Origin of the sequence: Novosphingobium sp. (genome assembly GCF_036820275.1) — a bacterium.
Lineage (GTDB): Bacteria > Pseudomonadota > Alphaproteobacteria > Sphingomonadales > Sphingomonadaceae > Novosphingobium.
Window position 1 is genome coordinate 289,138 of the sequence record NZ_DAISLT010000001.1, and the last position, 26,697, is coordinate 315,834.

The window sequence follows — 26,697 nt, forward strand, 5'->3', positions numbered from 1 at the left end:
CTCGCCCTGACGGCAGGGCTCACCGCGCGGCTGATCGCCTATGCCGAGGACGGCGATACCTTCCGCGATCACGTTCACCAGTCGCGCTGGGGGTTTCTGCCCTCGATCGGCCTTGCTCTCGGCCCGGACACACGCCTCACTTACGATTTCGAGAAGACGCGCGTGGCCGTGCCGTTTGATCGCGGCATCGTCGTGCTTGACGGCAACTTCGATACGGTGCCGCGTTCGCGGTTCCTCGGCGAGCCGGGAGACGGCGACACCGTGGCCCGCGCCACCGGCCACCAGCTGCGCCTGCAACACGAGTTCAGCGACAGGTGGAGCCTGCTGGTCGGCGGCAGCCTGCGCGATACGCTGCTCACCGGCTTTTCCTCGGATGCCGAGACGGTCGCCTCGCGGCAGGCGCTCTACACCGACGGTCGCTCGCTTTCACGCCAGCGCCGGTCGCGGCGCTACGATGCCCGGCACTATGTTATCCGCGCCGAGCTTGCGGGCGAGTTCGACACCGGCTCGCTCCGCCACCGGGTGCTGATCGGCGCCGACTACGACAGCTTCGACTACGATCAGGTGTTCCTTCGTTTCCGCCCGCCCGCGCTGAGCACGAACCCCACCGAACAGCAGGGCAATGTCATCGACATCTTCAATCCGGTCTATGGACGTTTCCCGCTGCCGACCGGCACGACGATGATGGACCGCGTCGATCGCCAGCGCTCCATCGGCGCCTATGTGCAGGACCAGATCGAGATCACCGAGCGCCTGCAAGTGCGCGTCGGCGGCCGCTACGATCATCTGGAACTGGAAACCGACAACCGCCTGAGCGACGTCTACAGCCGCCGCAAGCGCAGCCGCTTCAGCCCTCAGGCGGGCGTGGTCTACAAGCTGAGCGAGCCGCTGACGGCCTATGCCGCCTACGGCCAGGGCTTCCGCGCCAATGTCGGCACCGACGTAAGCGGCTCGATCTTCGATCCCGAGACCAGCAAGTCCATCGAGGTGGGCGTGAAGCTCACCCTGCTGGGCGGGGCGCTGAACGGAACATTGGCGGCGTTTCAGCTGACCAAGGCGAACGTGCTGGCCACCGATCCCAATGCGCCGGGCTACTCGCTCGCCATCGGCAAGGCACGCAGCCGCGGCGTGGAGTTCGATCTGGGCGGCCGCCTGCCGGGCGGCTGGGACGTGCTGGTGAGCTATGCCTTCGTCGATGCCGAGGCGCGCTCGACCATGGTGGATCCCAACACCGCGTTCCAGGTCCTGCCGGGCGATCCGCTGGTGAACATTCCCCGGCACAACCTGAACATGCAGGTCGCCAGGACTTTCACCCTCAGCGAGCGCGAAGCGCAAGTCGGGGCGGGCATGCAGCATGTCGGCAGGCGTTCGGGCGAGACGGGCACCGATTTCAGGCTGCCCGCGCACACGCTGTTCCGCCTGTTCGGCAAAGTCGACCTGATGGACCGGCTCGAACTGTTCGGATCGGTCACAAACCTGTTCGATGCGCACTGGTACGCCAACAGCTATTCTCCGCTCTGGGTGCAGCCCGGTGCGCCGCGCACCGCGACTGTCGGTCTGCGCGCCCGGTTCTGAATTCCGTCTCAAGGACAATTCGATGTTGAAGTTCGGCACTATCGCCGCCGCTCTCGCCTCCACCTTGCCCCCTCCTGCGCTGGCCGCGACGGAGGGACCTGCTCCTGCCGCAGTCTTGCCGCCCGCGTTGTCATGGTCGGGTGCAAGCGAGAAGCTCGTCGTTCGGGCCGAGGATCCCTGGATCACTCCGGCGGAAGCGGCGGGTTTCCGCACGACGCCGACCTATGATGAAGTGCGCGGCTGGCTGGAGAGGCTCGCAAAGGCCTCGCCGCTCATCAGCGTGGAGAGCTTCGGCAAGACCGGAGAGGGGCGGGATCTCCTGATGGTGCGCGCCAGCATTGGCAAGGGCGGCACGGTGCGCAAACCCGTCGTGCTGGTGCAGGCGGGCATCCACTCGGGCGAGATCGACGGCAAGGACGCCGGGCTCATGTTGCTGCGCGACATCGCCGTGCGCGGCAAGGCGCATTTGCTCGACAAGGTCGATCTCGTCTTCGTGCCGATCCTCAATATAGACGGGCACGAGCGGGCAAGCCCCTGGAACTTCCTCCACGTCCGCGGCCCCGAGGCCAAGGGCACCGAGGGCAATGCCCGCGCCATCAATCTCAACCGCGACTACGCGAAGCTAGACACGCCCGAAGTGCGCGCCATGGTCGCGCTGCTGCGGCAGCTGGACCCGGTGCTCTACATCGATTGCCACGTCAGCGGCGGCTTCGACATGCAGTATGACGTGACGTATACCTACGCCGGTTGGGGCAAGTATGCGCGCCACCGAGCGACCGCGAACTGGCTGGAGCAGCGCTTCGGCCCCACCGTGCAGGAAGCGCTGACCAAGGCCGGGCACGAGCCGATCATCTATCCCAGCCCGATCGACACCCGCAATCCCCAAGCGGGCATCCGCTACAGCCCGGAAGGTCCGCGCTATTCGACCGGCTACGGCGATTTCATCGGAGTTCCGACCGTGCTGGTCGAGAACCACATGCTCAAACCCTATCGCCAGCGCGTACTCGGCACTTACGTTCTGCTCGAGGCGGCGCTCAAGCTGGCTGCACAGGATTCAGGCCGCATCGCCGAGGCCAAGGCGCTGGACCGTGCGGAACGGCCCGCCCGGCTGCTGACCCGCTGGACGCCCGCGAAGGAACCGATCGGCTGGGTGGACAGCTTCAAGGGCGTCGCCTTCGAAACCTACCGGTCTGCCGCGACTGGCCGGATGGAGCAGCGCTGGACCGGACAGCGGATCACGTTCCCTATGCCGATCATCGGTCAGGACGCCGCCGAATCCGTGCGACTGCCCAAGGCCTGGCTGATCCCGGCGGCCCAGACCGAGGTAATCGAAAAGCTGCGTCTCCACGGCATCGGCTTCGAGACGATCGAGGCGGATCGGACTTTTTCGCTCGACACCGTTCGCCTCCAGGACGTGAAGCTGGCGGCAGCACACGATGGCCGCATTCCGCTGGAGGCGCATTTTACCCATGAGCTAGGCGAAGCGACCGTTCCGGCCGGAACCGTGCGGGTGCCGTCCGACCAGCCTCTCGGCTTGCTGGCCGCGGCGCTGCTGGAGCCGGAGAGCCAGGACAGCTTCCTGGCCTGGGGGCTGTTTCCGGAAGTCCTGTCCGCACCGGCCGGGACGGAAGACTTCGTCATGGCGCCCTTGCTGGATGCCCTGCTGGCGTCCGATGCAAAGCTCCGGGCCTCTTTCGAAAGCAAACTGGCCGCCGATCCGGAATTCGCCGCCGATCCCGCCGCAAGACGAAATTGGCTGGCCGAACACCTCCCCAGACGCGAGGCCTTCAGCCGCGTCTATCCGGTAAAACGCGAATTCGCCCCCGCAAACAGCATCGAGTAATCGGCACTTCCGGGATTTATCTGCCGCATTTTTCGGATGCAGCTATCCCCAACCTCATGCAGGGCCGTTCGTCCATCGCGCTGGTCTGACGGCAGGACGATTGATGACCTGCGCGGATGGTGTAACAGCGCGCGCAAATGATCCCTTCAGGAGAACCCAAAATGTCGGCGACGATCGAGCCCAGCGCAACGTTCAAGGAAAATCTGGCGAAATTGCCCTCCATCGAGGGCGTGGGGCGTATCGACCTCGTCAATGCCGAAGGGACTGTCGTTGCCGCCATCGAAAACCAGCCGGGCAAGCAAGGTTCGTTGGCGGTCTATCAATACCTGAACCAGAACTTCGACATCCTGAGCGCCGAGGCGGCAGAGGCAGGTCTGGTCGTCTTCGCCGAACATACGCAAGATGCCCGCAATCGTCCGGGCGCCCATCCCAATATCGACCGCCTGCTCGATATCGCAGCCGGTGCCGATCCTCTGCGCATCGAAGTCGTCGCCAGCCAGGCCTGATCTTCGCGAAACGCGCTCCCGGTCGCGGCCAGCCCGAAGCCTTTCGGATCGGCCGCGACCCGCCCGCAGCGCAACCTGATCGACAGGAACGATCAGTCTCCGCCGCTCTCGGGACGATAGCGGCTCGGCGAAGCGCCCAGGACGCGCCGGAACATCGTCGAGAAATTGCCTGGGCTGTCATAGCCGAGATCGAGCGCGATCGCGGTAACGGAATCTCCAGATGCCAGCCGAGGCAGGGCCACCGACAGGCAGGCCTGCTGCCGCCATTCGGCAAAGCTCATCCCGGTTTCCCGCCGGAACAGCCGCGTGAAGCGGCGTCGGTTCATGGCCAGCGCCTCGGACCACTGGTCGATCGTGTCGTTCGCCTGCGGGCGTTCGAGAAAGCGATGGCACCGCTGCGCCAGAGCGGCATGGCGGGGAAACGGCACGACCAGCGGGATCGCCGGTGCCCGGCCGATCTCGGCTACCAGAAGGTCCATCACCAGCCCGTCGCGGCCACCCTCGTCATATTCGGCGGGCACTTGTGATGCGGCCACCAAAAGCTGACGCAGGAGCGGCGATACCGTGACGACCCGGCAGCTACCGGCGAGGTTTGCACCCGCCTTCTGGTCGATCAGCACGCTGCGCGTCTGCACCGCTCCGACCATGCGCACGGAATGCGGTGTCCCCGCCGGAATCCAGACCGCCCGTTCAGGCGGTGCCACCCAGGCCCCCTCTGGCGTGCTGACGGCAACCACGCCGTGTGCGGCGTAGAGGAACTGGCCACGCCGATGGCTGTGCTCCGCCAGTTCGAAGGAAGGCGGATAGTCGTTGCCGATACCGACGACCGGGCGCGGCACGTCTTCAAAGTCCGCCGAATTGCGCAGGAGGAAAGACTGTCCCATTTGCATAGTTGATTGACCCATATGCGGAAGCGGGACAATCGTAAAACGAATAAGCGGACCTGACGAGAATAAAGTCATAAGGACATGCAGGACATGGCAGCGAGCAGCCCCGGTGCGGCGATGCGCACAGCAGACGATCACACGATCAACGGAACGGTATTCGGAGTGATCGTCGCGATCAGTTTCTGTCACCTTCTGAACGACATGATGCAGTCGCTGCTGCCTGCCATCTATCCTGCGCTCAAGACCGACCTGCACCTGAACTTCGGCCAGATCGGGCTGGTGACGCTAGCCTACCAGATCACCGCCTCGATCCTTCAGCCTCTGGTCGGTCTCTATGCCGACAAGCGGCCGACTCCGCTGGCCCTGCCGGGCGGCACGCTGTTCTCCCTCGCAGGGCTGACCGTGCTCTCCGCCGCCCACAGCTACGGACTGGTTCTTATCGGCGCCTCGCTGCTGGGCATGGGTTCCTCCGTGTTCCATCCCGAGTCCTCACGCGTCGCGCGAATGGCGGCGGGTGGACGGCACGGACTGGCCCAATCCCTGTTCCAGGTCGGCGGCAACGCCGGACAGGCGCTCGGCCCGCTGGCCGCGGCCCTCGTGGTGGTACGGTGGGGACAGTCGAGCCTGGCCTTCTTCGCCCTGCTGGCACTGCTTTCCGGCGCCGTGCTGTGGAACGTCGCCGCCTGGTATCGCAGCCACGGCCTCCAGCGGCTGGCCGCCGGTCGCAAGGCGAAGCCGGATATCGCCCTCCCCAAGGGCCATGCGGCACGCGGCATCGCGATCCTGCTGGCGCTCATCTTCTCCAAGTACGTCTACCTCGCCAGCCTGACGAGCTACTTCACCTTCTACCTGATCCACCGCTTCGGGCTTTCGGTACAGAACGCCCAGTTCCATCTTTTCGCGTTCCTGGCGGCGGTTGCCGTCGGCACCGTCCTGGGCGGACCGCTCGGCGACCGTTTCGGCCGCAAGTACGTGATCTGGTTCTCGATCCTCGGCGCCCTGCCGTTCACCCTGCTGCTCCCCCATGCCAGCCTGTTCTGGACCGGCCCGCTGACCGTGGCGATCGGCCTGATACTGGCCTCGGCCTTTCCGGCGATCGTCGTCTTCGCGCAGGAACTCGTGCCGGGCAAAGTCGGGATGATCTCGGGCCTGTTCTTCGGTTTCTCGTTCGGCATGGGCGGCCTTGGGGCGGCCGTGCTGGGCTGGCTGGCCGACCGGACGAGCATCGACACGGTCTACCAGATCTGCGCATTCCTGCCCGCCATCGGCCTGCTGACAGCCTTGCTGCCGCGCGTGGGCAAGGACTGATCCACGTCCGAAAGCACACGCCCCCACCGGCGACATTGTCTGTCGCCGGTGGGGTTGCGGCATGACCGGCCTTTAGAAGTCAACCGTGGCGGAGAGCCACAGTCGGCGGCCTTCCTGGTTGATCGAGTAGGCCGGGGTGTAGGCGGTCAAAGTTCCGCTCTGATACGGCACATAGACGGCATAGTCCGTGTCGAACACGTTGTAGACGGTCGCCGCCAGGCGGAAAGCGGGGGCGATCTGGTAGGAACCGCCAAGGTGGAAGACTTCGTAGCTGCGGAAGTCTCCCACCGCCGTCTGCTGGGCGTTGTTGCCGCGATAGCGGCTCGACCGGACTTCGGCCCGCGCCCAGAGGCTGGCGGCATCGCTGACCTTCCAGCGCAAGTTGCCGTTCAGCATGTGCTTGGGCATGCCGATCAGCGGCAGGCCCTTCTCCGCCCCGCTGAGCTGCTCGGTCTCGGTATAGGTATAGTTGACCGAGAGCGAGACCGCAGGCGTGAAGGCCAGGCGCGTCGCCACTTCCACGCCGCGCGTGCGCGCCTTGTCGATATTGATCGACTGGCCGAACAGGTCGACAGCGGGGAAGTTGCCGACATCGAGACAGCCCGGACGGTTCGGATTCCCCGCGAAGGAACAGTTGGGAATACCCGGACCGCTGGCGATCTTGTCGTCGAAGTCGTTGTTGAACAGGGTGACGTTGCCGCTGAACATGCCCTTGTCGTCGAAGTAGATGCCGGCTTCGTAGCTGGTGCTGGTCTCCGGCGTCAGACCGGGGGTGCCGATCAGCGGCACGCGGCCCTGGCTGCCGAAACCGATGATGCCGCTGGCGATCTGCTCGACCCGCGGAGTCTTGAAGCCGCGACTGACGCCACCCTTCACCGTCAGTGCATCGGTCATGTTCCAAACCGCATAGGCACGGGGCGACCACTTGTTGCCGAACGTGGAATGATCGTCGTAGCGGGCGCCGCCGGTCACATTGAAGCCGTCCACGACCGTGACCGTCGCCTCGGCAAAGCCCGCCCACTGGGTGAACGTGAAAGGCGCCGGGGCCACGCCGTCGACCATCCTGGCCCGCCAGTACTGACCGCCGACCGTGAAGGCGACCGGCCCCGCCTTGCCCGCGAAACGGCTGTCGACGATGTCGTTGCGCGCCTTCAGGCTGCGCGCGCTGCCCGGCGTGGCGCCGGGAGTGCCGTTGGGAATCAGGCGGCCGATAGTCTCGGTCTCGTTGCGCGTCAGCGTGGTGTCGAGCTGGCCGAAGTCGCCCGCCCGCCAGGTATGGGCGACAACGTAATTGGTACGGTTGAACTTCTGCCGGGGCGCGTAACCACCCGATCCCAGGGTGCCAAGCTGGCCCTCGGTATTGTCGTAAATCTGTTCGTTGCGGTCGAACTCGAACCAGAGGTCGTGGTCTGCATGGGGCGTCACACTGAGACGGCCGCCGTAAGTATAGATGTCGGAGCGCACCGGATTGCGGCCCAGGGTGAGCGCGGGATCGCCCGGAATCTCGATGTTGGAACTCTCGCGGTGCAACACGCTGCCGCGCAGGGTCAGGCCGACCAGATCCTTGACCACCGGTCCCTGCGCGAAACCGTTGATGGACTGGATATTGCCGAAGCGATCGTCTTCCTGGATCGTGCTTTCGGCCGTCGCCGTGCCCACCCAGCGGCTTCCGACCTTGCGGGTGATGATGTTGACGACGCCGCCCATCGCATCCGAACCGTAGAGCGTGGACATCGGGCCGCGCACGACCTCGATCTGCTGGATGGCCGAGAACGGCGGCATGAAGCTGGTCGACGTTTCGCCGAAGCCGTTGGGAGTGACGCCGCCCGGCGCATTCTGTCGGCGTCCGTCGATCAGGACCAGCGTGTAGTCGCTGGGCATGCCGCGGATCGAGATGTTGAGGCCACCGGTCTTGCCCGCCTCGCCGCCGACGTCGATGCCCTGAACGTCCTGGAGTGCCTCGGCCAGACTGACGAAGCGCTTGTCCTGAAGCTCGGTGCGATCGATCACCGTGATGCTGGCCGGCGCCATCGAGATATCCTGCGCATAACCGGCAGCGGTCACCACGATCGGCTCCCCTGCTCCGTCTCCCGCTTCCTCGGCTCGGCCCGGCTGCGCCGCCAGCGCTGCCATGACCATGATGCTTGCTCCCGCCAGTCGGCGCTTCGGTTGCCCGGAAAATGTCGTCACACCTGTTCCCCTGAATTCTGCAAGTGCGAATGACTTGCATTTGCAGGCCACTGGTTATGACAACGGCTCTCTGTCAATCTCCGGTCGGGGCCCGCGCACTCCAGACATCAAATGTTACGACGTGCAAACCTTCCACACATCGAAACTATGAGGTTTGCTAATAGAATATTGTCGGATGTTTCCGAATACGCGTGTGAATTCCAAAGATCCGCTTGCACCGCGCAGAGTACCGACACGCCGAATCCTGCTTGTCGATGGACTTGCCTCGGGGCCTCTTCGCTCCGGTCGACAACACCAACGATCCCGCAATATGGATCATTATTCCAAATATATAGAAGATGTTGACGGCCGGAAAACAATAATTTGTCGGACTAATAGGCGCATCCGCCATCCATTCTCCACCGATTCAGTTGAGAACAGGGTGCGATAGATGACGAAGGACCGACAATGGAAACGAATGGCCTGCCATGCCGCGGCAACCACGATCCTGGCAGGCAACTGGGCCGTTGCCGCTGGGGCCGAGGAGGTATCGCCGCCCGAGGATCCGCAGATCGTGGTGGTCGGCACCCGCGCCAGCCTTGAGTCGGCGATCGCCCGCAAGCGCGGCGCAGACACGGTGGCGGATTCGATCGTGGCGGAAGACGTCTCCCAATTCCCGGACAAGAACATCGGCGAGGCGCTCCAGAGGATCACCGGCGTCCAGTTGCAGCGGGAGTTCGGCGAAGGCGTCGCCGTATCGATCCGCGGCGTCGAACCGGACCTCAACCGCGTCGAGATCAACGGCGTTTCCCTGCTCGGCAACAGCGGCAGCGGCGAACGCGGGGCCGACTTCCGGGAACTGGCCTCGGAACTGGTCAAGTCGATCGACGTGTTCAAGGCTATACGGCCGACATGACCGAAGGCGGCATCGGCGGCACGGTATCGATCCAGACCCGCAAGCCGCTGGAACTGAAGAAGCCGCTGCTCTCGGCCATGCTCTCCGGCCAGGTTCTGGACGGCGCCGACAAGACGGTGAGGCCCCGCGCCAACCTGACGGCGGGGCGCAAGTTCCTGGATGACCGCCTGGGCGTACTGTTCAACGTCACCTACGACCACAATCTCACGCGCGGCGACTTCATCCGCAATACCGAATGGGTGCGCCTCGCAGACTTCAACGGCGACGACCGGATCGTCGTGCCCAATCCGAACTTCAGCGACATCACCTCGCTCGCCGGTTGCCGCCGGGTTCCGCAGGGGCCGGACTTGCGCGCGGCCTGCCAGCGGCAGTTCTACGACAATACCCCCCGCATTCCCCGCTACGGCATCTGGACGCGCGACGACAAGCGCATCTCGGCAATGGGCACGCTGCAATACAAGTTCACCGACAATCTCAACGCCTGGGTCGAAGGGCAATACAACCGCCGCCGCAACCGGATGATCGATTACAACTATGCGATCAACCTTGCCGCCGCCACGCGCTTCGCCACGGGCACGGTGGTCACGGACGAGAACAACAACGCGATCGAACTGATCACGGCGCCCACCGCCCCCACCGACACCACCGGCGCGGGATCCATCTTCAGTTCCACCAAGCGCGACTTCATCTACAACCAGCGCTCGCGCTATCTGTCGGGCGGCTTCGACTGGGAGGCGGATCGCCTTCACCTGACCGGCCTTGCCGTCTCCTCCAAAGCCACGGTGAAGAGCGACAGCAAGACGATCAGCCTCAGCGCTTCGATCCCCTCGATCCTCATCGCGCTCGATCCCGATACGGGCATCCCTCGCTTCACGTTCCCGGCAGGCTACGATCCCTCCGATGTTTCCACCTATACGAGCGGAATCCGTCCTGTCGGCCCGTCGCTGGAGTATCGTCCCGACGAAGTGACCACGAAGGAAACCCAGTTCAAGCTCGACGCCGATTACGATCTGGACAGCCCGGTTCTGCGCAGTCTGGAGGCAGGCGTACAGTACCGGAAGTCGGGATCGCTGCGCTATCGCGGCGGCGGGCGCGTCGAGCCGGACGGAACCACCGAGCCCACCGCCAATGTCGACTACGACGTCGCCATCCGGCCGAACGGCACGACAGCGCTGGTCTGGACTCCGGAAAAGCTCGCGCAGTTCATCGCGGAATCCTCGGAACAGACCCCCGGCACTTTCTTCAACGGCGGCGGCATCGACACCACCGGCCTGCCGCAATCCTGGCTCGCGCCGAATTTCGATGCCGTGGCAGACTATTTCGACCTGTCCGGTTTCAATCGCGACTGCATCCGGACCTGCAACGGGCTGGCGCAGATTCCCGACCACGACTTGTCCGAAACGATCGCCGCGACCTATCTCAAGGCCAATCTCGAAGGCGAACTCTTCGGTCTCTCACTCTCCGGCAATGTCGGCGTGCGCTATGTCACCACCCGCACCCATGTGACCGGCTCCAACGTCCGGCGCGAGCGGGTGACCGATCCCGTCAGCGGCACCAACAGCATCGTGATCGTCGGCACCCAGTCGGTAACGCTGAACAACCGCTACGACGACATCCTGCCCAGCGCCAACCTGGCGGTGGATTTCGGCCGCAACGTCACGCTTCGCCTCGGCTATGCGAAAGTGATGGCCCGTCCCAAGCCGACCGACCTCGTGCCCAATGCCAACTGCATCTACGACCTCACTCTCGATGCCGAGGAGGGAGCGCTGGATACCTGCGCGGCAGGCAATCCCGACCTCAAGCCCTACCGCGCGAACCAGTTCGACGTGAACCTGGCCTGGTATGCCAACCGCGACACGCTGTTCAACGCCTCGTTCTTCTACAAGGACGTGAAGAGCTTCATTCTTGGACGCACGCTGCGCACCGGGGTGGACCTGTTCAAGGACGGGATCCTCTACGACGTGACCCAGCCGATCAACGGCGGCGGCGCCAAGGTCCGCGGCGTGGAGCTTTCCGCGCAGACGGCCTTCACCTTCCTGCCCTCCCCGCTCGACGGCTTCGGAGCCATCGTCAATTACACCTACAGCACGGCGAAGGATGTCGGCCTGTTCAACGAACTGGATGGTTCGGAACTGGACTTTCCCGGTCTCTCCAAGCACAGCTACAACCTGATCGCCTATTACGACAAGTACGGCATCAATGCGCGACTGGCCTATAACGGCAGGAACAAGTACCTGCTGACCGCCGCCGAACGTTCCGGCAATCCGGTTTACCGCGACGGTACCGGCTATCTGGACGCCCGCGTCTCCTACCGGATTCCGGGAACCGGCGTCTCGGTCTTCGTGGAGGCCAAGAACCTCACCGGCGAAACGGAACGCGCGACGGCGGGAGACATGCGCCTGACGGAGATCAGCTATCCGGGCAAGCGTTACCTCGCCGGTGCGACGATGCAGCTCTGAGAGAACCAGCCCGGTCCATGGTCGCCCTCGCCGCCATGGACCGAGCTAGAACAGTTACCGAGTCATCAGGTGATTCCAAAATGCCCTAATCGACAGCCCGCAATTCGGCCGTGCCGGATTTCAGCCCCCCGGCCGTTGCGGTGATCGTGAAACGCCCCCTCCCCGTGCCGCGCACGAGCGCGACGGCCATACCGCCCTCGGCGGCACGGTCGTGCGAGGGGAACGGCGTGTGATCGACCGACGAACCGTTGTCGGTTGCAACGATCTCGCCCGCACCGCTGACAGCGAAGTGCAGGCGATGGCTGGCGGAAGGCACCGTGACGCCGTTCGCATCGACGACCCGCGCACGCACGTAGGTCATGTCGTCGAAATGCGATCCCACCTGGGGTTCGTCTGCCTGCAAGGCGATCCGGACCGGTGCGCCAGCCGTCCGCAGACTGTCCGAAACGCTCGCGGCACCGGCATCGTGGCAGACGGCGCGCACTTCACCCGGCACGTAGCGAACCGGCCAGCGGCGCGGAGACGCATCCTGATGTAGCGGCAGCGTGCCGAGCGAGCGGCCGTTGAGAAAAGCCTCGACCCGCTGGCAATTGCTGTAGACTTCGATCGTTTCCTCGTGCGGAGTGCGGTCGTCTGGCGTCCAGTCGTCGAACAGCGCGACTTTGGGCTTGGGCGTGGCAACGGCGATCATCGTCGGCAGGGCCGGCTGGTTCGGCCCGCCCGCGCCGTCTGTGGCGGGTCCGGCCGCAGCCGGATCGGCGTTGCGAACGAGATGGACGACCGGACGCTGCGACCACCAGCTCTCGCGCTCCATGCCGCTGATCTTCTGGCGCCCCGTGCGGTCGAGCAATCCCGCCGGGTTCTGGATATTCGGCCAGCCGGACCGGTTCGCTTCGCCCAGATAATCGACACCGGTCCACAGGAACATGCCGGAGAACGGCGCATAGTCTCGCACCGGCACCCAATTGCTGCGGTTATGCGCGTTTTCGGTGCCGACGATGCTGCGCTTGGGGTTCTGCTGGCTGGCTGCGATCAGTTCGTTTTCGCGGTAGTTCTGGCCGACGACGTCCAGCATGTCGGCAAGGCCGTTCTCGTAGTCCTTGGTGACGTTCGGGCGAAACAGCGCCATCGTCACCGGGCGCGACGGATCGGCGGCATGCACGATATCGAGGATACTGCGCAGCGCCGCCTTGGCCTGGACGGGATAGGCGGTGTCGTGAATCTCGTTGCCCGCACTCCACAGGACGATGCTGGGGTGATTGCGGTCCCGGCGCACCATGTCGAGCGTATCGCGCTTGTGCCAGTCACCGAAGAACAGGTGATAGTCCTCCGGCGTCTTGGCGACGTTCCATTGGTCGAACAGTTCGTCCATCACGACCAGTCCCAATCGGTCCGCCAGGTCCAGGAACTCGGGACTGGGCACATTGTGGGCCGTTCGAACGGCGTTGACACCCTGTGCCTTCAACGCCGTCAGCCGCTGCCGCCAGACGGCAAGGGGAACCGCCGCGCCCACGGCACCGCCATCATGATGCAGCGCTACGCCCTTGAGCTTGAAATTGCGGCCGTTGAGCCAGAATCCGGTCGCCGGATCGAACCGCGCCTCACGGATGCCGAAAGCCACGTCCTCATTGTCGAGAACGGTGCCGTCGGCGTCGAGCACGCGAAACGAAGCGCGATAGAGCGCCGGATCGTCAATGTCCCAACGATGCACCTGGGTGAGCGACAGATCGAGCGGTAGCGTCACGGTACGTCCACCGGCAAGGTTAGCGATCGGCGTGATCCCGCGTGCGGCTTCGCGGCCGTCGGGATCGGTAAGGACCACCTCCACTTTCGCTTCTCCGGCGCTGTCGGCAGCGTTGCTCACCTCCGCGACGACGGCGATCGTCGCCCGGTCCCCGGCTATCGCGCTGGCCCGGACATAGGCGCCACCCTGCGGAATATGAATATCGCCGGTCTCGATAAGACGGACGTGCCGATAGATGCCCGATCCGGTGTACCAGCGCGAGGAAGGCGCCGCCGAAGTATCGGCACGCACGGCGATGACATTGTTGCCGTCCGGGCGAAGATGGCGCGTCAGGTCGTAGCGCTGGCTGACATAGCCCATCGGGCGATAGCCGACATGGTGCCCGTTCACCCAGATGCCGCTGCGCTCCATGATCCCGTCGAACTCGACGAAATAGCGGCGGCCCGGCTGCGGCCTGATATCCAGCGTCTTGCGATACCAGGCCACGCCGCTCGGCAGAAACCCGTTCTCTCCCGCGGCCTTGGCATTCGCATCGAAGGGGCCTGCAATAGCCCAGTCGTGCGGAACGGACACGGCCTGCCAAGCCGAATCATCGAGGGCACGCGTTTCGGCGCCCTCCGGATCGCCTTGGAAAAAACGCCAACCTTCGGGCAGTTCGGCCACGGCACGCGGGGCGGCAAGCGCCGTGCCGAAGCCCGCGATCGGCAGGCAGAGGATCGCCAGAGATGCCATGATGGCGCGCCGCCTGAGTGCGAAGGACCGGATGTCATTCGAAATGCCTTCGCCATCGCGGCCAGCCTTGTGCGCCACCATATCCATCTCTCCCCTGCACCGTTCCTGCAGTGCATTTTCAATCGTTGCGCCTTCTGGCCCAATCGCGGGGATACTCCACTATTTGCAACCTTGTTTCAATATACGGATTTTTCGAACCGCTATCTTTCCCTGTCGGCATCGACCGGGTTCACCCGCCTGACGATCAGTGGATCAACGGTAGTCAGCGGCAGGACCGGCATATCCTCTGCATTTCCGCCGAAAGTCGCCGCCAGCACGCTTCTCGAAAACGACGAAACCGCCGCCCGGTAGCCGACGTCGGCAGGCATCGGCTGGTCGAAGAAGATCAGGAAGTGGATGTCCTCCTCGCCCAGAACCTCGATCTGGTGCGGATAGGATCGCGGGATGAAATAGGCGTCTCCCGGTTGCAGTTCGTAAGTATCGACGCTGCCGTCCGGATCGAGGATCGACATGCGCGCATGGCCCTTATGAACGTATCCCATCTCGGCCGTTCCCGGATGCCAGTGCGGTTCGCGCATGCCGTTGTCGCGCACGACGACGGAATACATCGCCAGGTTTTTCAGCGAGGGCCAGAACTGCGACCTTGCCACCCGCGCGGTGCCGTAGGGAAAGTCGATGGGAGGCGTTTCGTCGGCGATATCGAACTTGTGGGGATCGGGATACTCGGCAGCAGCCGGAATATCCGCCGCCGAGGACCGCCGCACGAGGATCGGCGAGCCGGTATCGCGCTTGACCGGGGCCAGCGCCGAGGCGGGCAAGTCGAAAGTATTGCCCAGCACGGCATCCGACATCGCCCCGAAAGCGGCATGGAGCGAGAAATCCTCGGGCCGCTCATCGCTGAACACGATGATCAGTTCCGCCGGTTCTTCGCCGACGTTCTCGATGGTGTGGAGCGAACCGGTGGGAATATGGAACATCTCGCCGGGGCGGATCGTGAAGGTTCCGAAGACATCCGCTGTATCCAATACCGAGATCAGCAGCGTGCCGGACAGGCAGCAGGCCAGTTCATCGGCATTCGCGTGCCAGTGCGGCTCGCGGATCGCATCCGGCGCCAGGACCAGCCGCTTCATCGACATGCGCCGCAGCAACGGGAAATTGTCGGCGGTGAGTCTTCTCACCGATCCGAGTTCGCCTTCATAACTCGGGTCCGCATTCAGTAGCGAGCGCACGTGCCGGGATGCAGCCATCTTCATCTCCTCGTCAGGCCATCGGGCAACCGGGATCGGTTGCCGCTGCCGTCCATGAAGATGGGCTCGGGATAAGCGGGTAATACCCATACTTTGGTTGAGACGCCCCGATCGATCGACTGGTCCTTTATACCGCGCAGCCGCTCGATCGCATCGCTTCAACGGCGTGTTATTCGGTAAGCCTTTTCCTGAACAAGGAGCCGATCAAACGGGCCTCCCAGATACGGCCCACGAAATAGAGCGCGGCAAAAATTCCGGCGAAAATATATGCGGCCTTGGGAGAGGCCTTCCTGTCGCCGCCCCGCTTTTCGCCCTTCTTCGGCTTTTCGGGCGCGGGAGCGCCCAGCGCCTTGTCGATCGGGTTCTGGATCAGCATCGCACTTTCCCGCTCGGTCTTCTTCAAGGCTTCGGCCTTGCTCGCGGACTCGGCCGGGGGCTTGTCGAACTTGCCCTTGAGCACGGTAAGCTGCGCGAAGACCAGGAACAGCAGCGGTGCCAGAAAACAGAACAGCAAGGCGCGGCTGGTCAGATTGTAGTGCAGGACGTCCCCGCCTGCTCCTCGCTCGATCTGCAACACGCCGCCGTCGAATACCGACATCTTGTCCTGTGCCGCCGGGTCTATCTTGCGAAAGGTCAGACTGTCGCTGGTCCGCTTGTGGCTGGTTCCGGTCTGCCGGAAGAGCGGCGCCAGCCTGTCGAAGGCATCCTCGCCGGACTGCTCCGGGGACAATGCCAGGCTGCCCCGAACATGCCAGATCCAATTGATGAAGCGTGAATTCATGGGATCGTTTCTCTGGAAGAATGCTGCGATGCTGGCGGAACCTGGTCGTTATTCCGCTGGAACGGCTGTCGTTCGGCCGAACCGCTCCTTCATGGTCTTCCAGCCTTCGGTGAAGGGGAAGGTCATCTGCTCACGGATCGACATGCGGCGTCCGCCTTCCATGCCGAGCAGTTCCGCCTCGCCGTCCACGCAAGTGCCGAACATGCGGTCGATGAAGATGAAGGTGTTGGAGTAATTGCTGCGGCTCGCTTCGAAATCCTGCGAGTGGTGCAGGCTATGGTGCTCGGTCGTGTTGAACAGGTAGCGCCACCAGCGGGGCGAGTTGAAGCGAACGTTGATGTGCTGATAGGTCCCGATCGCCATCCCGAAGGCACCGGCCAGGAGCGCAGCGCGCGGCAGGAAGTCGAAGAACCCGCCGATGCCGAGGCCGATCAGGAACAGTTCCACCGGATTGCCGACCGCGCCCTTGTTGATGTTCAACTGGGTGATGTAGTGGTGCACGGAATGGGTGAGCCACAGGGGATACCAGTTGTGCATCCCCCGATGCATCCAATATTGCCCGAAGTCGAAGATGAACGCGATCAGGAAGGCCTGGAGCAACAGCGGCAGCCCCATGAACCAGCTGAACTTGTCCCAGTCGAACTGGTGCAGGATGCTCTCGATCATCACGCCGTCACCGATATAGTCGTCGACGAGGCGCAGAACGGTATAGCCGAGCCCGACGTAGAACAGGTCGGTGGTCAGTTCCTTCCAGGTCAGGTTCCAGCTTTCGTGGCGCGGGAAGGCCCATTCCAGACAGAGCAGCAGCACCTTGAAGCCGATGCCGATGCCGATGGCGGTCGATGCCTTCGCGATCGAATTGGGCGCATAGTACCAGAAGGCGATCAATGCGAACAGGATCGTCGGCTGGAACCAGGTGAAGACGAACTGCTTCACCGGGCCGCCTTCCACCTTGGGAATGTTCTCCCACCCCACGATGACGGGAGACTGCCCCCCTATGATCCGTTTACCGACGCGAACCCCTTCCATATGCCTGCCCTCGTATAATTCCACCCTATCGGGGGACCCGCTCATTCGAGAGCCGTCACCCGCTGCGGCTCATCGAACGGCCGGAACATGTGCTGTTCATCGACCTGAGCTTGAGTCGAACATCACGAAAGCGGCATCATCACACCAGATGCCAAAGCCATATGCAGACCATAGATCGGGTCTATGTCGAAGCGGTCCAGTCCGGGAAAACAGAAAAGCCCCCTTGCGCGCGGCAAGGAGGCTTTTCTGTTTCCGTCGCGAAATGCAGCCGTCCGGCCGGACTTTCTGGCCCCGCCGGAACCTGCCGTCAGCGGGCGAGAGCGAGCTTTGCTGCCGAAACGCTGGAAGCGTCGGCACGGCGGTTCTCGATGCGGTCGCGGATATCGGCCAGCACGGCGGTGCGGCAATCCTGCGCCTTGCGCTCCAGGGCGAGGTGCACGCTGGCCATGTTCTCTCCGCAGACCGAACGCGCGGCTGCGTCCATGCGGATGGCAAGGCGCTGCTGGCCTTCCGCCGTGGCGAGGTCCAGTCCCTTCAGATCGAGCACGGCCTGATCGCGGGCGAACGGGTTTTCGCCGGTAGATGTCCTAGCAGCGGCCGATGCGGTTGTTGCGAAGGCCAGCGATGCCAGCGCCAGAATGCCAATCTTCATCATCTTCTCCAAAGCGCGGATACAGGATCACGTCTACGGTGACTGACGTCGCCATAGCGCTTTTGGGAAGATCTTGCAATATATCGGGCAACTTTACCGCCCTTTTCAGTCGTTTTACCGCTGCGGTATTACCAGATAGGCCAGTTCAGTAATACTCCCCAACATGCCGATCGGCAGATTGACTTGATTTACAACACTATCCTGCGAGTCCGGATCTTGCGTGGTGACGGCAATGCTCCGCGCTCCGGGCAAGGACCACTCGCGTACATTCTGCACCGGCAAGAGCACTTTCCAGCCTCGCCCGCCTTCCGCGCCGACAAGATGCCCATTGACGCGAACGGGCGCATCGGGACTGCCGCGCGTGCCGGACAGAAGCAGGCAATCGCCGCCGTCGCACGATACCAGACGCGCCTTGTGATGAGGTTCCGCCAAGGCTGGCTGTCCCAGCGCAGAAACCGACACGACACCGCAAAAAGCAAGGCCGCGTAACCAGCGAGAAGACTGACCTCGGGAGAGCCTGGCGAAGCTCACCGACCACTGCCCCGACCAGAACCGCCATCACGCGCGCCCCGGATCGCACCGGCCCGCGCTTCCATACCTTCCCGCAGGGCCCTGAAAATCGTTGAGGCGAATGCCTGAACACTGCCGGTCAAACCCGTCCGCTTTTCAGGGAGATTGGTTCTGAGGATCACCTGTCCGCCTTCATCCTGCCTCTACCCGGCAAGACTGGAGGCAAGCCCCTCATCGAGACAGAGGCGAATTCGCGATGGAAGACATAGATTCCGTTTATGCCCTGGACTGGTGGGCCGATCAGATCCTGGGTTGCGCACGAATCCGGCGGAACACCTCGTCCACGAAAAGCTGCGTGGCGGTATCGCGCTCCGGCTCGGCCCGCGCGAGCAGGAATATGTCGTAGCCCGGTTCGAAGTCCTCATGGAGCAAAGGCCACAGCAGTCCTTTCTCCACATCGGCCTGAACCACCGAAGTCGGCAGAAAGCCGATGCCCACGCCGCAGAGGATCAGACGGCGGACCTCGTTCATATCGTCGGCCAAGGCCGCCACGCGCGTGCCCAGCCGGTAGCGACGGCGCAAGTGGGTGATGATCTCGATCTCGCCCTCGCCCATGAGCACGAAGGCCTCGCTCTTGAGTTCCTGCGGCTGGGTGATGCGATAGCCGAACAGCGGGTGGCTGCGGCTGCAATAGAGTTGCTGACGCTCGACGAACAGCGGCTCATAGACGAGATTGCCGCGCACGCTGTTGTCATAGCCGATGCCCACTTCCACTTCGCCCGCTTCCAGCGCATCGAGCACCTGGCGCCACGACGAGACCCGGATTTCGATCTGGATATCGGGATTGCGCCGGTGGAAGCTGGCGATCGCCTCGTCGAATTCCTCCGAGACGATGGCCGAGACGATCTGGATGCGAACCACGCCCTCGACGCGCTTGGTCGCCTGGGCGATCTGGTGCGGCATCATGCGTGCGGATTCGAGCATATCTTCGCACAGGGCCATCATCGCCTTGCCCGCCGCCGTCATCTCCACGCCCGCTGCCGTGCGGTGAAGCAGAGTGGCGCCGACATGATCCTCAAGCCGCTTGAGCGCGGCGCTGACGCTGGGCTGTTGCTTGTTGAGCTGACGCGCCGCCGCTCCGATACCGCCTGCCCGCACGATATCCACGAACGTGCGCATCAGGTTCCAGTCCACCCGGCTGGCGAACTTCCTGTCTGTCAGCGGCGTGCGTTCGCTCATGCCTTGTTCCGTACCTTTATCATTGGCGCCCTCTTCCATGCCGATAGCATGGCATCGAATCAGGCTGATAGAACAGACCGGCGATGAAGCGCGAGCGCCATGTGCAGGTCCCGCTCTAGCGTCCGGACTTCAGTTCCGACCGGCTCCACCAGGATAGCGTGTGCTCGTCGTGGGCCGAGGTCCAGATGCCCTTGGGCGTCCATCGCAAGGCGCCGCTGCCTGCCGCCTTGCCCTTGCGGGCCTCCACCGTCATCGTCACCGGGTCGATCACCGCAAAGACCTGATCATCGGTCGTGCGCAGCCAGACTTTGCCGGCGCCGGTGTCGATGTCGCCCCACTTGAGATTGTCGCCCACCTTGACGCGCCCGGCGAGCACATTGGTGGCGGGATCGATCCGCGCGACCGTGCCGTCGCCCTGCTCCTGCACCCAGACGCCGCCCTCGCCCGCGATCAGGAAGCCCGGCTCCTTGCCGAGCGGGATCGTCGCAGTGACGGTGTTGGTGGCGGTGTCGATGCGCTGGAGCGATTGCGTGGCAGCGCTCACGGCCCAGACCGCGCCGAAGCCGTAAGTCAGATACCAGGTCCCGCGATCGACGGGGACCGAGGCGAGCACGGCATTCTTCGCCGGATCGATGCGGGCGACGAGGCCGCCGCGATCATCGGCGCCGTTGTCGCTGGCGACCCAGACCGAACCGTCGCCCGCCACCACGTTGAGTTCGCCACTGGAGGCGATGCCGGTGGCAATCGTGGCGACCAGCTTCGCGGTCTTCACGTCGATCCGCTTGACCGCCTTCTCGTCACAATCGGCCACCCATAGCGAGCCGGAGGCAATCGCCATCGCTCCGCAAGGATGCGCCATCGCCACCTCGGCGAGCTTGCGCCCCTTCCCACCGTGGCGTGACCACTGCTCGACCCGGCCCTTGTTAGTGACCCAGACGGTATCGCCATCCACCGCAAGGAAATCCGCGAAGCCCGGCACCTGGATCACCTGCTCCGCGTGAGCGAGCGAAGGCAGGGTGGCACTTGCGGCCAGCAACATCGTCACGAACTTGCGCATGGATTTCCCCCTTGATGAAACGGTGCCGATCAGCCCTTGCTGGCGATATAGGCGCGCCAGCCGCCGAGGTGGGTGATGTCCTCGGCGCCGTTCAGCGCGCGCGGCTCGGACACGAAGCCCTTGACGGTGGTGCCGTCCGCCAGCGTCACGTTGCCGATCGCGAGCGGGGCGGGAACGTCCACGGTGAAGCTGCCGAACTCGGCGACGCCCAGTTCGTAGACCTCCACCTTGATCGGTGCGCCGCCCTCGTCATGCACCAGCGCGGGCTTGGGCGGCACGCTGTCGGCAATGGCATAGAGCTTATAGCTGCTTGCGGTCTCGAATGCGCCGACGAACTCCGCCTCGCGCGAAGTCAGCTGCCAGTGCAGCGGCATGTCCTTGAGATGGGCTCCGACGACGGCGAGTTTTACAGTCTGCATCTTTCCCTCCAGATCGAGTGGCGGCGGCGCGGGGAGATCCGCAGCCGCAAGGTAGGTATCCGCCGCATCCAGCAGGGCGCGGTCGGTGTCGGCCGGGCCGATCAGGGTGATCCCGAAGCCCGTGGCATTGGCGCGAATGCCCGCCGGAACCGCAAGCGCGGCCATGTCCAGCAGGTTCACGAAATTGGTGTAGAGCCCGAGATTGCTGTTGAGCGCCACCGGGGCGGCCAGCATCTCGGACACGCGGTAGGTCGTGCCGGTCGTGGGGAAGGCGAGCATGTCGACATCCTCCCACAGGAGGTCGGCATGGCGCTTGAGATCAGCCATGCGGTAGATGCCGTTGAACAGTTCGACCGCGCTCATGTCCTTGCCCGGTTCGACCACCGCGCGCACGGTCGGATCGACGGCGAGCGGATTGCTGGCGAGGATGCCTTCCATCGCGGCGGTGCGTTCGGCCACCCAGGGGCCGCCGTAGAGCAATTGCGCAGCCTCCAGCAGCGGGGCGAGATCGATCTCGACGATTTCCCCCAGGCCAGCAAGGGTCTCCAGCGCCTTGTCGTAGAGGTATTCGGCCTCCACATCGCCGAAGAAAACGCGCTGCTCGCGGCGTGGCACGCCGATGCGCCTTGTCCCCAGCGGACGGTCGGCCAGAGCCTTGGAATAGGGATCGCCCACGTCGAACCCGGCCGCCACCGCGTCGATCAGCCGCGCATCGGCGGTATCGTCGGTGAAGACGGTGATGCAGTCGATCGTCCGGCAAGCGGGGACGAGGCCGCGCGTGGACCAGCGGCCTTTAGTGGGCTTCATGCCGATCAGGTGGTTGAAGGCGGCAGGCACGCGGCCCGATCCGGCGGTATCGGTGCCGAGCGCGAAGGGCACCAGCCCTGCCGCCACCACGACCGACGAGCCCGAACTCGATCCCCCGCTGACATAGGCGAGGTTCGAGGCATTGCGCGGAATGCCGTAGGGGCTGCGCGAACCGTTGAGGCCGGTGGCGAACTGGTCGAGGTTGGTCTTGCCCACGCAGACCGCCCCGGCCGCCAGCAGGCGCTCGATCACGCCCGCGTCGGTTTCGGGTTCGTAGGCGAAAGCCGGGCAGGCCGCCGTCGTCTCGAAACCGGCAACGTCGATATTGTCCTTCACCGCGAAAGGCACACCGGCCAGCGGCAAGTCCTCGTCCGCCGCGACGCGCGCATCCACGGCGCGGGCGGCGGCCAGCAGGTCCTCGCGGCTGGCCCGACTGATCCAGACTTGCGGCTGGACGGCATCGTAAGCCTCGATCCGGGCCAGCGCATCCTCGGCAACGGCGACCGCCGTGGTCTCGCCGCTCTTGACGGCAGCGGCGATCCGGCTCGCGCTCTGGCGGTTCAGCTTGTCGTTCAGCACGGTCATGCGCGCCTCCGCAGGGCCAGCATCGGCGCGCCGGGCTGCAAGGACTGCCCTTCCCGCATGTAAAGCGCCTCGACCGTCCCGCTACCGGGACTTTCCACCGGACATTCCATCTTCATCGCCTCGATCACCGCAATCTTGTCACCTGCCTCGATCCGGTCGCCCGCCGCGACCAGCAACCGGGCGACGCTGCCGCCATAGGGCGCTTCCACAAGGTCCGATCCTTCCGGCAGCACGATCGCCGTTTCCGCAGGCGCATCGGCTTCTTCCAGCTTGGCGGCATGATCGAACTCGCCCAGCCGCTGCCATTCCTCGCGCTCGGCATCGAAGGCGGCCTTCCGGGTTTCCTCGAACCGCGCGATATCCTCGGCATTCTCGGCCAGGAAGGCACGGTAGTCGGACAGGCGGAACTCGGACGGCTCGATGCGGATCGACCGACGCCCGGTCGGAAATTCCCGGCGCCAGTCGGCCAGCTCTTCAGCCGTAACCGGATAGAAGCGGATCTGGTCGAAGAAGCGCAGCAGCCAGGGCTTGCCTTCGGTGAAGGCATCGGTCTGCCGATAGGTGTTCCAGACCTGAAGCGTACGCCCGAACAGCTGATAGCCGCCCGGCCCTTCCATGCCGTAGATACACATGTAGGCGCCGCCGATGCCCACCACGTTGGGCGGGGTCCAGGTTCGGGCGGGATTGTACTTGGTGGTCACCAGCCGGTGGCGCGGATCGACCGGCGTTGCCACCGGCGCGCCGAGGTAGACGTCGCCCAGACCCATGACGAGGTAGTTCGCCTCGAAGATCAGGTTCTCCACCGAGGCCTGATCGCGCATACCGTTGATGCGGCGGATAAACTCGATGTTGTCCGGACACCAGGGCGCATCGTCGCGCACGGTGGCCATGTACTTCTCGATCGTTTCGATCGTGGCCGGATCACGCCAGCTCAGCGGCAGGTGAACGATGCGCGAGGGGATCGCGAAGTCCTCCAGATCGCCCAGCCGCTCTTCCGCCGCCATCAGGGCGCCGAGAGCCGTCTGCTGGGTCAACGCCGCACCGTCGAAATGCAGCTGGAGCGAGCGGATGCCGGGAACCACGTCAATGACGCCCGGCAGATCGAGCCGTTCCAGCTCGGTCATCAGCGCATGGACGCGGATGCGCAGTTCGATGTCGAGGACGATCGGACCGTACTCGACCAAGATGTTGCGGTCGCCCTGCTGGCGATAGACCGTACGCGGGCGTCCCGGTGCCTCGGGGATTTCCGCGAGAATGGGGGAAAGGTCGGCAACCGCGCGCAGCGGCGAGGGAGCAGGCGGCGCTCCAGTCGCCACCAGTTCGCGCTGCGCGGTTTCCGCGGCGATCGCATCCTCGATGGTGACGGGCGCGAAGCGCAGGCGATCGCCCGGCGTCAGTTGCCCGATCTTCCAGCGGTCGGCCGCGATCACCACGAAGGGACAGACGAAGCCACCCAGCGACGGGCCGTCCGGCCCCAGGATGATCGGCATGTCGCCGGTGAAGTCCACCGCGCCGATGGCGTAGGGATTGTCATGAATGTTGGAGGGGTGCAGGCCCGCCTCGCCGCCGTCGGTGCGCGCCCAGCGCGGCTTGGGGCCGATCAGGCGTACGCCGGTGCGGTTGGAGTTGTAGTGGACCTTCCATTCTGAGCCGAGGAAGGTCTCGACATCCTCTCCGGTGAAGAAGTCCGGGGCGCCGTGCGGACCGTAGAGCACGCGCAGGGTCCAGTCGGTGCCGATCTCGGGCAGGTCCACGGCGGGCAGTGTCGCCTCCGTAGCCTCTCCGGCAAGATGCAGCGTGTCGCCCGCGAGCAGGCGCCGCGCGGCATGGCCGCCGAACTGGCCGAGTTCGAACGTGCTGCGGCTGCCCAGGTAGGGCGCGATGTCGAGCCCGCCCGCAAACAGGATGTAGCCGCGCAGACCGCCCGTCGAAGCCCGGCCCAGCGCCAGCGTCTGCCCCGCCGCGATATCGATCGGCACGCCGCGCGATACGGGAACGCCGTCCAGCGTCGCACCGAAATCCGCGCCCATCAGGCAGATGCGCGCCGCCGCCACGAAAGTCAGGGTCGGCCCGGTGACGGTGGCCTCAAGCCCCACCGTGCCTTCCGGATTGCCGAGCAGACGGTTGCCGAGGCGGAACGACTGGTCGTCCATCGGCCCCGAGGGCGGCACGCCAACGCCCCAGAGCTTCTGGCGCCCCGGCCAGTCCTGCACGGTCGTTGCGGTGCCGCCGCTGACCACGCGGATCGAGCGGGGGTGATAGTCGATGGCATCCAGAACCCGGGTCGAAACCTCGCCGCCGGTGAAGGCGGGCGAGCGGACGACATCGCGCAGCCAGCGCACATTGGTCTCGATACCGTCGATCCGGCTGCGGTCGATCGCCGCCTGCGCCGCCGCCACCGCTTCCTCGCGGGTCGGGGCATGGACGATCAGCTTGGCCAGCATCGGATCGTACCAAGCGCTGACCGTGCTGCCCGATGAACACCAGGTCTCGACGCGGATATCCTCGGGGAATTCGACGCAGGTAAGCTGGCCCGAAGTCGGCCGGTAATCGAGCGAAGGGTCCTCGGCATAGAGGCGCATCTGCACCGAATGCCCCCTGGGCGTGGGTGCCGGGCCATCGAGGAAGGCGAAGTCGCCCGCGCCGCCGCGCACCATCCATTCCACGAGGTCGATCCCCATGACCTCTTCGGTCACCCCATGCTCCACCTGAAGGCGGGTGTTCATCTCCAGGAAGAAGAACTCCTCGCGATCGGCATCGTAGAGATATTCCACCGTCCCCGCCGAGCGGTAGCGTGCCGCCTCGCCCAGCCGCACGGCCGAGGCTATCAGTTCCGCGCGGACATGCTGCGGCAGCAGCGGCGCCGGGGCTTCCTCGACCACTTTCTGGTTGCGGCGCTGGAGCGAGCAGTCGCGCTCGCCCAAGGCCATGACGCGGCCTTCGCCGTCACCGAACAGCTGCACCTCAATGTGCCGCGCGCGGCGCACGTAGCGCTCGAGAAAGACGCTGGCATCGCCGAAATTGCTGAGGCCGAGGCGCGCGACCGTGGCGAAACCGTCGCGCAAGTCCGCCTCGTTCTCGCAGACCTTCATGCCGATGCCGCCGCCCCCGGCCGTGGCCTTGAGGATCACCGGATAGCCGACATCCACCGCCGCGCCGACCGCTTCCTCCTCGTCGGTCAGCAGGCCGGTGCCCGGCGCCAGCGGCACCTCGTGCGCCGCGGCCAGCGCACGGGCGCTGTGCTTGAGGCCGAAGGTGCGGATGTTGTCCGGCGTCGGGCCGATGAAGACGATCCCCACTGCCGCGCAGGCCTCTGCGAACTCGACGTTCTCGGCCAGGAAGCCGTAACCGGGATGGATGGCCCCGGCGCCGGTCTTCTTTGCCGCATCGAGGATGGCGGCGATGTTGAGATAGCTTTCGGAGGCCTTGGCCGGACCGATGAGCACGGCCTCGTCTGCTTCCGAGACATGGTTCGAGCCTTCGTCCGCCTCGGAATAGACGGCGACCGACTTCAGGCCCATGCGTCGCAAGGTGCGGATGATGCGGGTGGCGATCGCGCCTCGGTTGGCGATCAGAACCGTGTCGAAGCTCATGCGACGACGATCATGCGCACGGGGGTCGGGTTGAAGCCGTTGCAAGGGTTGTTGACCTGCGGGCAGTTGGAGACGACGACGACGACGTCCATTTCCGCCCGCAGGTCAACAGTCAGGCCCGGCGCGGAAATTCCGTCGACGATGCCCAGCGACCCGTCCGGCTCGACCGGTACGTTCATGAAGAAGTTGATGTTGGAGACGATATCCCGCTTGCCGCGCCCCTCGGTGAGGTTCGCTTCCAGGAAATTCTCGACGCAGGCGTGCTCGGCCTTGGTGTGGTGGCCGTAGCGCAAGGTGTTGGATTCGCACGAGCAGGCGCCGCCGATGGTATCGTGATAATCGACCGAGGTGGCGGCGATCGTCATCAGCGCATTGCCTTCGTTGGAGAGCAGCTTCGTTCCCGCGCGCAGGAACAGGTTGCCCTGCGCAGAGACGGTGTCCTGCGCGCTGTAGCGCTCGGCATCGTCCGCTGCCGAGTAGAGCAGGAAGTCGACGGCCTGGTTGCCTTCGAGGTCGACGATGCGCAGCGTCTGGCCCGCCGCTACGTGGTGCAGCCAGGGCGCGCGGGCGGGAACGACGACATCGTGGATGACGGTGCCGTCAAGGCCGGACATGTGGGGATCGGTGCTCATGATCGCG

The 26,697-nt window shown here is 64.6% G+C and carries 19 protein-coding genes; 6 read left to right on the plus strand and 13 right to left on the minus strand.

Annotated elements, in window-relative coordinates; genetic code table 11:
* The 3 genes from V7066_RS01135 to V7066_RS01145 all read left to right on the plus strand — a co-directional run.
* The coding region (locus V7066_RS01135; RefSeq protein WP_334181411.1) for a TonB-dependent siderophore receptor at positions 1 to 1,575 on the plus strand (1,575 nt) is incomplete at its 5' end.
* A 22-nt stretch (positions 1,576 to 1,597) separates the two neighbouring features.
* Positions 1,598 to 3,418: a M14 family metallopeptidase gene (locus tag V7066_RS01140; RefSeq protein ID WP_334181412.1), complete on the plus strand. Its 1,821-nt coding sequence runs from the start codon at positions 1,598 to 1,600 to the stop codon at positions 3,416 to 3,418.
* A gap of 161 nt (positions 3,419 to 3,579) precedes the next feature.
* Positions 3,580 to 3,924 carry a DUF2322 family protein gene (locus tag V7066_RS01145; protein WP_334181413.1) on the plus strand — a complete coding sequence of 115 codons (345 nt, stop codon included), beginning with the start codon at positions 3,580 to 3,582 and terminating at the stop codon, positions 3,922 to 3,924.
* 92 nt (positions 3,925 to 4,016) lie between these two features.
* Here V7066_RS01145 and V7066_RS01150 read toward each other — a convergent pair whose 3' ends face one another.
* Positions 4,017 to 4,808 (minus strand): AraC family transcriptional regulator, encoded by a 792-nt coding sequence (locus tag V7066_RS01150; RefSeq protein WP_334181414.1) that lies wholly within the window; start codon positions 4,806 to 4,808, stop codon positions 4,017 to 4,019.
* 93 nt (positions 4,809 to 4,901) lie between these two features.
* Here V7066_RS01150 and V7066_RS01155 point away from each other — a divergent pair, with 93 nt between their 5' ends.
* The gene (locus V7066_RS01155) at positions 4,902 to 6,119 is read left to right on the plus strand and encodes an MFS transporter (protein WP_334181415.1); all 1,218 of its coding nucleotides are present in this window, start codon (positions 4,902 to 4,904) and stop codon (positions 6,117 to 6,119) included.
* Positions 6,120 to 6,191: 72 nt separating this feature from the next.
* Here V7066_RS01155 and V7066_RS01160 read toward each other — a convergent pair whose 3' ends face one another.
* On the minus strand, positions 6,192 to 8,252 hold the full coding sequence (locus V7066_RS01160) for a TonB-dependent receptor domain-containing protein (protein ID WP_442947286.1): 2,061 nt from the start codon (positions 8,250 to 8,252) through the stop codon (positions 6,192 to 6,194).
* A gap of 514 nt (positions 8,253 to 8,766) precedes the next feature.
* Between V7066_RS01160 and V7066_RS01165 the strand changes: the two genes are divergently transcribed.
* Together V7066_RS01165 and V7066_RS01170 are read left to right on the plus strand one after the other, a co-directional pair.
* Positions 8,767 to 9,204, plus strand: a complete 438-nt coding sequence (locus V7066_RS01165) for a TonB-dependent receptor plug domain-containing protein (RefSeq protein WP_334181416.1) — start codon at positions 8,767 to 8,769, stop codon at positions 9,202 to 9,204.
* Positions 9,201 to 11,663, plus strand: a complete 2,463-nt coding sequence (locus V7066_RS01170) for a TonB-dependent receptor (protein WP_334181417.1) — start codon at positions 9,201 to 9,203, stop codon at positions 11,661 to 11,663. The genes V7066_RS01165 and V7066_RS01170 overlap by 4 nt, the downstream gene beginning before the upstream one ends.
* An 85-nt stretch (positions 11,664 to 11,748) precedes the next feature.
* Here the strand turns inward: V7066_RS01170 and V7066_RS01175 are convergent, their stop codons facing one another.
* From V7066_RS01175 to V7066_RS01225, 11 genes are all read right to left on the minus strand, one after another.
* A complete protein-coding gene (locus V7066_RS01175) occupies positions 11,749 to 14,139 on the minus strand; it encodes a glycoside hydrolase family 2 TIM barrel-domain containing protein (protein WP_334181418.1) in 2,391 nt (796 codons plus the stop codon).
* Positions 14,140 to 14,339: 200 nt separating this feature from the next.
* Entirely contained in the window at positions 14,340 to 15,476 is a 1,137-nt protein-coding gene (locus tag V7066_RS01180; protein ID WP_334181419.1) for a cupin domain-containing protein, read from the minus strand.
* 79 nt (positions 15,477 to 15,555) lie between these two features.
* Positions 15,556 to 16,167 carry a hypothetical protein gene (locus V7066_RS01185; protein ID WP_334181420.1) on the minus strand — a complete coding sequence of 204 codons (612 nt, stop codon included), beginning with the start codon at positions 16,165 to 16,167 and terminating at the stop codon, positions 15,556 to 15,558.
* Positions 16,168 to 16,215: 48 nt separating this feature from the next.
* Entirely contained in the window at positions 16,216 to 17,196 is a 981-nt protein-coding gene (locus V7066_RS01190) for a sterol desaturase family protein (protein WP_334181421.1), read from the minus strand.
* A 307-nt stretch (positions 17,197 to 17,503) separates the two neighbouring features.
* Positions 17,504 to 17,848 carry a UrcA family protein gene (locus V7066_RS01195; protein ID WP_334181422.1) on the minus strand — a complete coding sequence of 115 codons (345 nt, stop codon included), beginning with the start codon at positions 17,846 to 17,848 and terminating at the stop codon, positions 17,504 to 17,506.
* Between the two features lie 114 nt (positions 17,849 to 17,962).
* Positions 17,963 to 18,280: a hypothetical protein gene (locus V7066_RS01200; protein ID WP_334181423.1), complete on the minus strand. Its 318-nt coding sequence runs from the start codon at positions 18,278 to 18,280 to the stop codon at positions 17,963 to 17,965.
* 378 nt (positions 18,281 to 18,658) lie between these two features.
* Positions 18,659 to 19,597 (minus strand): LysR family transcriptional regulator, encoded by a 939-nt coding sequence (locus tag V7066_RS01205; RefSeq protein WP_334181424.1) that lies wholly within the window; start codon positions 19,595 to 19,597, stop codon positions 18,659 to 18,661.
* 115 nt (positions 19,598 to 19,712) lie between these two features.
* A complete protein-coding gene (locus V7066_RS01210) occupies positions 19,713 to 20,654 on the minus strand; it encodes a Vgb family protein (RefSeq protein WP_334181425.1) in 942 nt (313 codons plus the stop codon).
* A 29-nt stretch (positions 20,655 to 20,683) separates the two neighbouring features.
* Positions 20,684 to 22,465, minus strand: a complete 1,782-nt coding sequence (gene atzF / locus V7066_RS01215) for an allophanate hydrolase (RefSeq protein ID WP_334181426.1) — start codon at positions 22,463 to 22,465, stop codon at positions 20,684 to 20,686.
* Positions 22,462 to 26,058, minus strand: coding sequence for an urea carboxylase (uca, locus tag V7066_RS01220; RefSeq protein ID WP_334181427.1), 3,597 nt, complete (start codon positions 26,056 to 26,058; stop codon positions 22,462 to 22,464). The genes atzF and uca overlap by 4 nt, the downstream gene beginning before the upstream one ends.
* On the minus strand, positions 26,055 to 26,690 hold the full coding sequence (locus V7066_RS01225; RefSeq protein WP_334181428.1) for an urea amidolyase associated protein UAAP2: 636 nt from the start codon (positions 26,688 to 26,690) through the stop codon (positions 26,055 to 26,057). Before V7066_RS01225 ends, uca begins: the two co-directional genes overlap by 4 nt.
* Between the last annotated feature and the right edge of the window lie 7 nt (positions 26,691 to 26,697).

Coding starts and splice junctions, on each gene's coding strand:
- V7066_RS01140 (WP_334181412.1), top strand. CDS start 1,598: ATGTTGAAGTTCGGCACTATCGCCGCCGCTCTCGCCTCCACCTTGCCC.
- V7066_RS01145 (WP_334181413.1), top strand. CDS start 3,580: ATGTCGGCGACGATCGAGCCCAGCGCAACGTTCAAGGAAAATCTGGCG.
- V7066_RS01150 (WP_334181414.1), bottom strand. CDS start 4,808: ATGGGACAGTCTTTCCTCCTGCGCAATTCGGCGGACTTTGAAGACGTG.
- V7066_RS01155 (WP_334181415.1), top strand. CDS start 4,902: ATGGCAGCGAGCAGCCCCGGTGCGGCGATGCGCACAGCAGACGATCAC.
- V7066_RS01160 (WP_442947286.1), bottom strand. CDS start 8,252: ATGGCAGCGCTGGCGGCGCAGCCGGGCCGAGCCGAGGAAGCGGGAGAC.
- V7066_RS01165 (WP_334181416.1), top strand. CDS start 8,767: ATGGCCTGCCATGCCGCGGCAACCACGATCCTGGCAGGCAACTGGGCC.
- V7066_RS01170 (WP_334181417.1), top strand. CDS start 9,201: ATGACCGAAGGCGGCATCGGCGGCACGGTATCGATCCAGACCCGCAAG.
- V7066_RS01175 (WP_334181418.1), bottom strand. CDS start 14,139: ATGGCATCTCTGGCGATCCTCTGCCTGCCGATCGCGGGCTTCGGCACG.
- V7066_RS01180 (WP_334181419.1), bottom strand. CDS start 15,476: ATGGGTATTACCCGCTTATCCCGAGCCCATCTTCATGGACGGCAGCGG.
- V7066_RS01185 (WP_334181420.1), bottom strand. CDS start 16,167: ATGAATTCACGCTTCATCAATTGGATCTGGCATGTTCGGGGCAGCCTG.
- V7066_RS01190 (WP_334181421.1), bottom strand. CDS start 17,196: ATGGAAGGGGTTCGCGTCGGTAAACGGATCATAGGGGGGCAGTCTCCC.
- V7066_RS01195 (WP_334181422.1), bottom strand. CDS start 17,848: ATGAAGATTGGCATTCTGGCGCTGGCATCGCTGGCCTTCGCAACAACC.
- V7066_RS01205 (WP_334181424.1), bottom strand. CDS start 19,597: ATGAGCGAACGCACGCCGCTGACAGACAGGAAGTTCGCCAGCCGGGTG.
- V7066_RS01210 (WP_334181425.1), bottom strand. CDS start 20,654: ATGCGCAAGTTCGTGACGATGTTGCTGGCCGCAAGTGCCACCCTGCCT.
- atzF (WP_334181426.1), bottom strand. CDS start 22,465: ATGACCGTGCTGAACGACAAGCTGAACCGCCAGAGCGCGAGCCGGATC.
- uca (WP_334181427.1), bottom strand. CDS start 26,058: ATGAGCTTCGACACGGTTCTGATCGCCAACCGAGGCGCGATCGCCACC.
- V7066_RS01225 (WP_334181428.1), bottom strand. CDS start 26,690: ATGAGCACCGATCCCCACATGTCCGGCCTTGACGGCACCGTCATCCAC.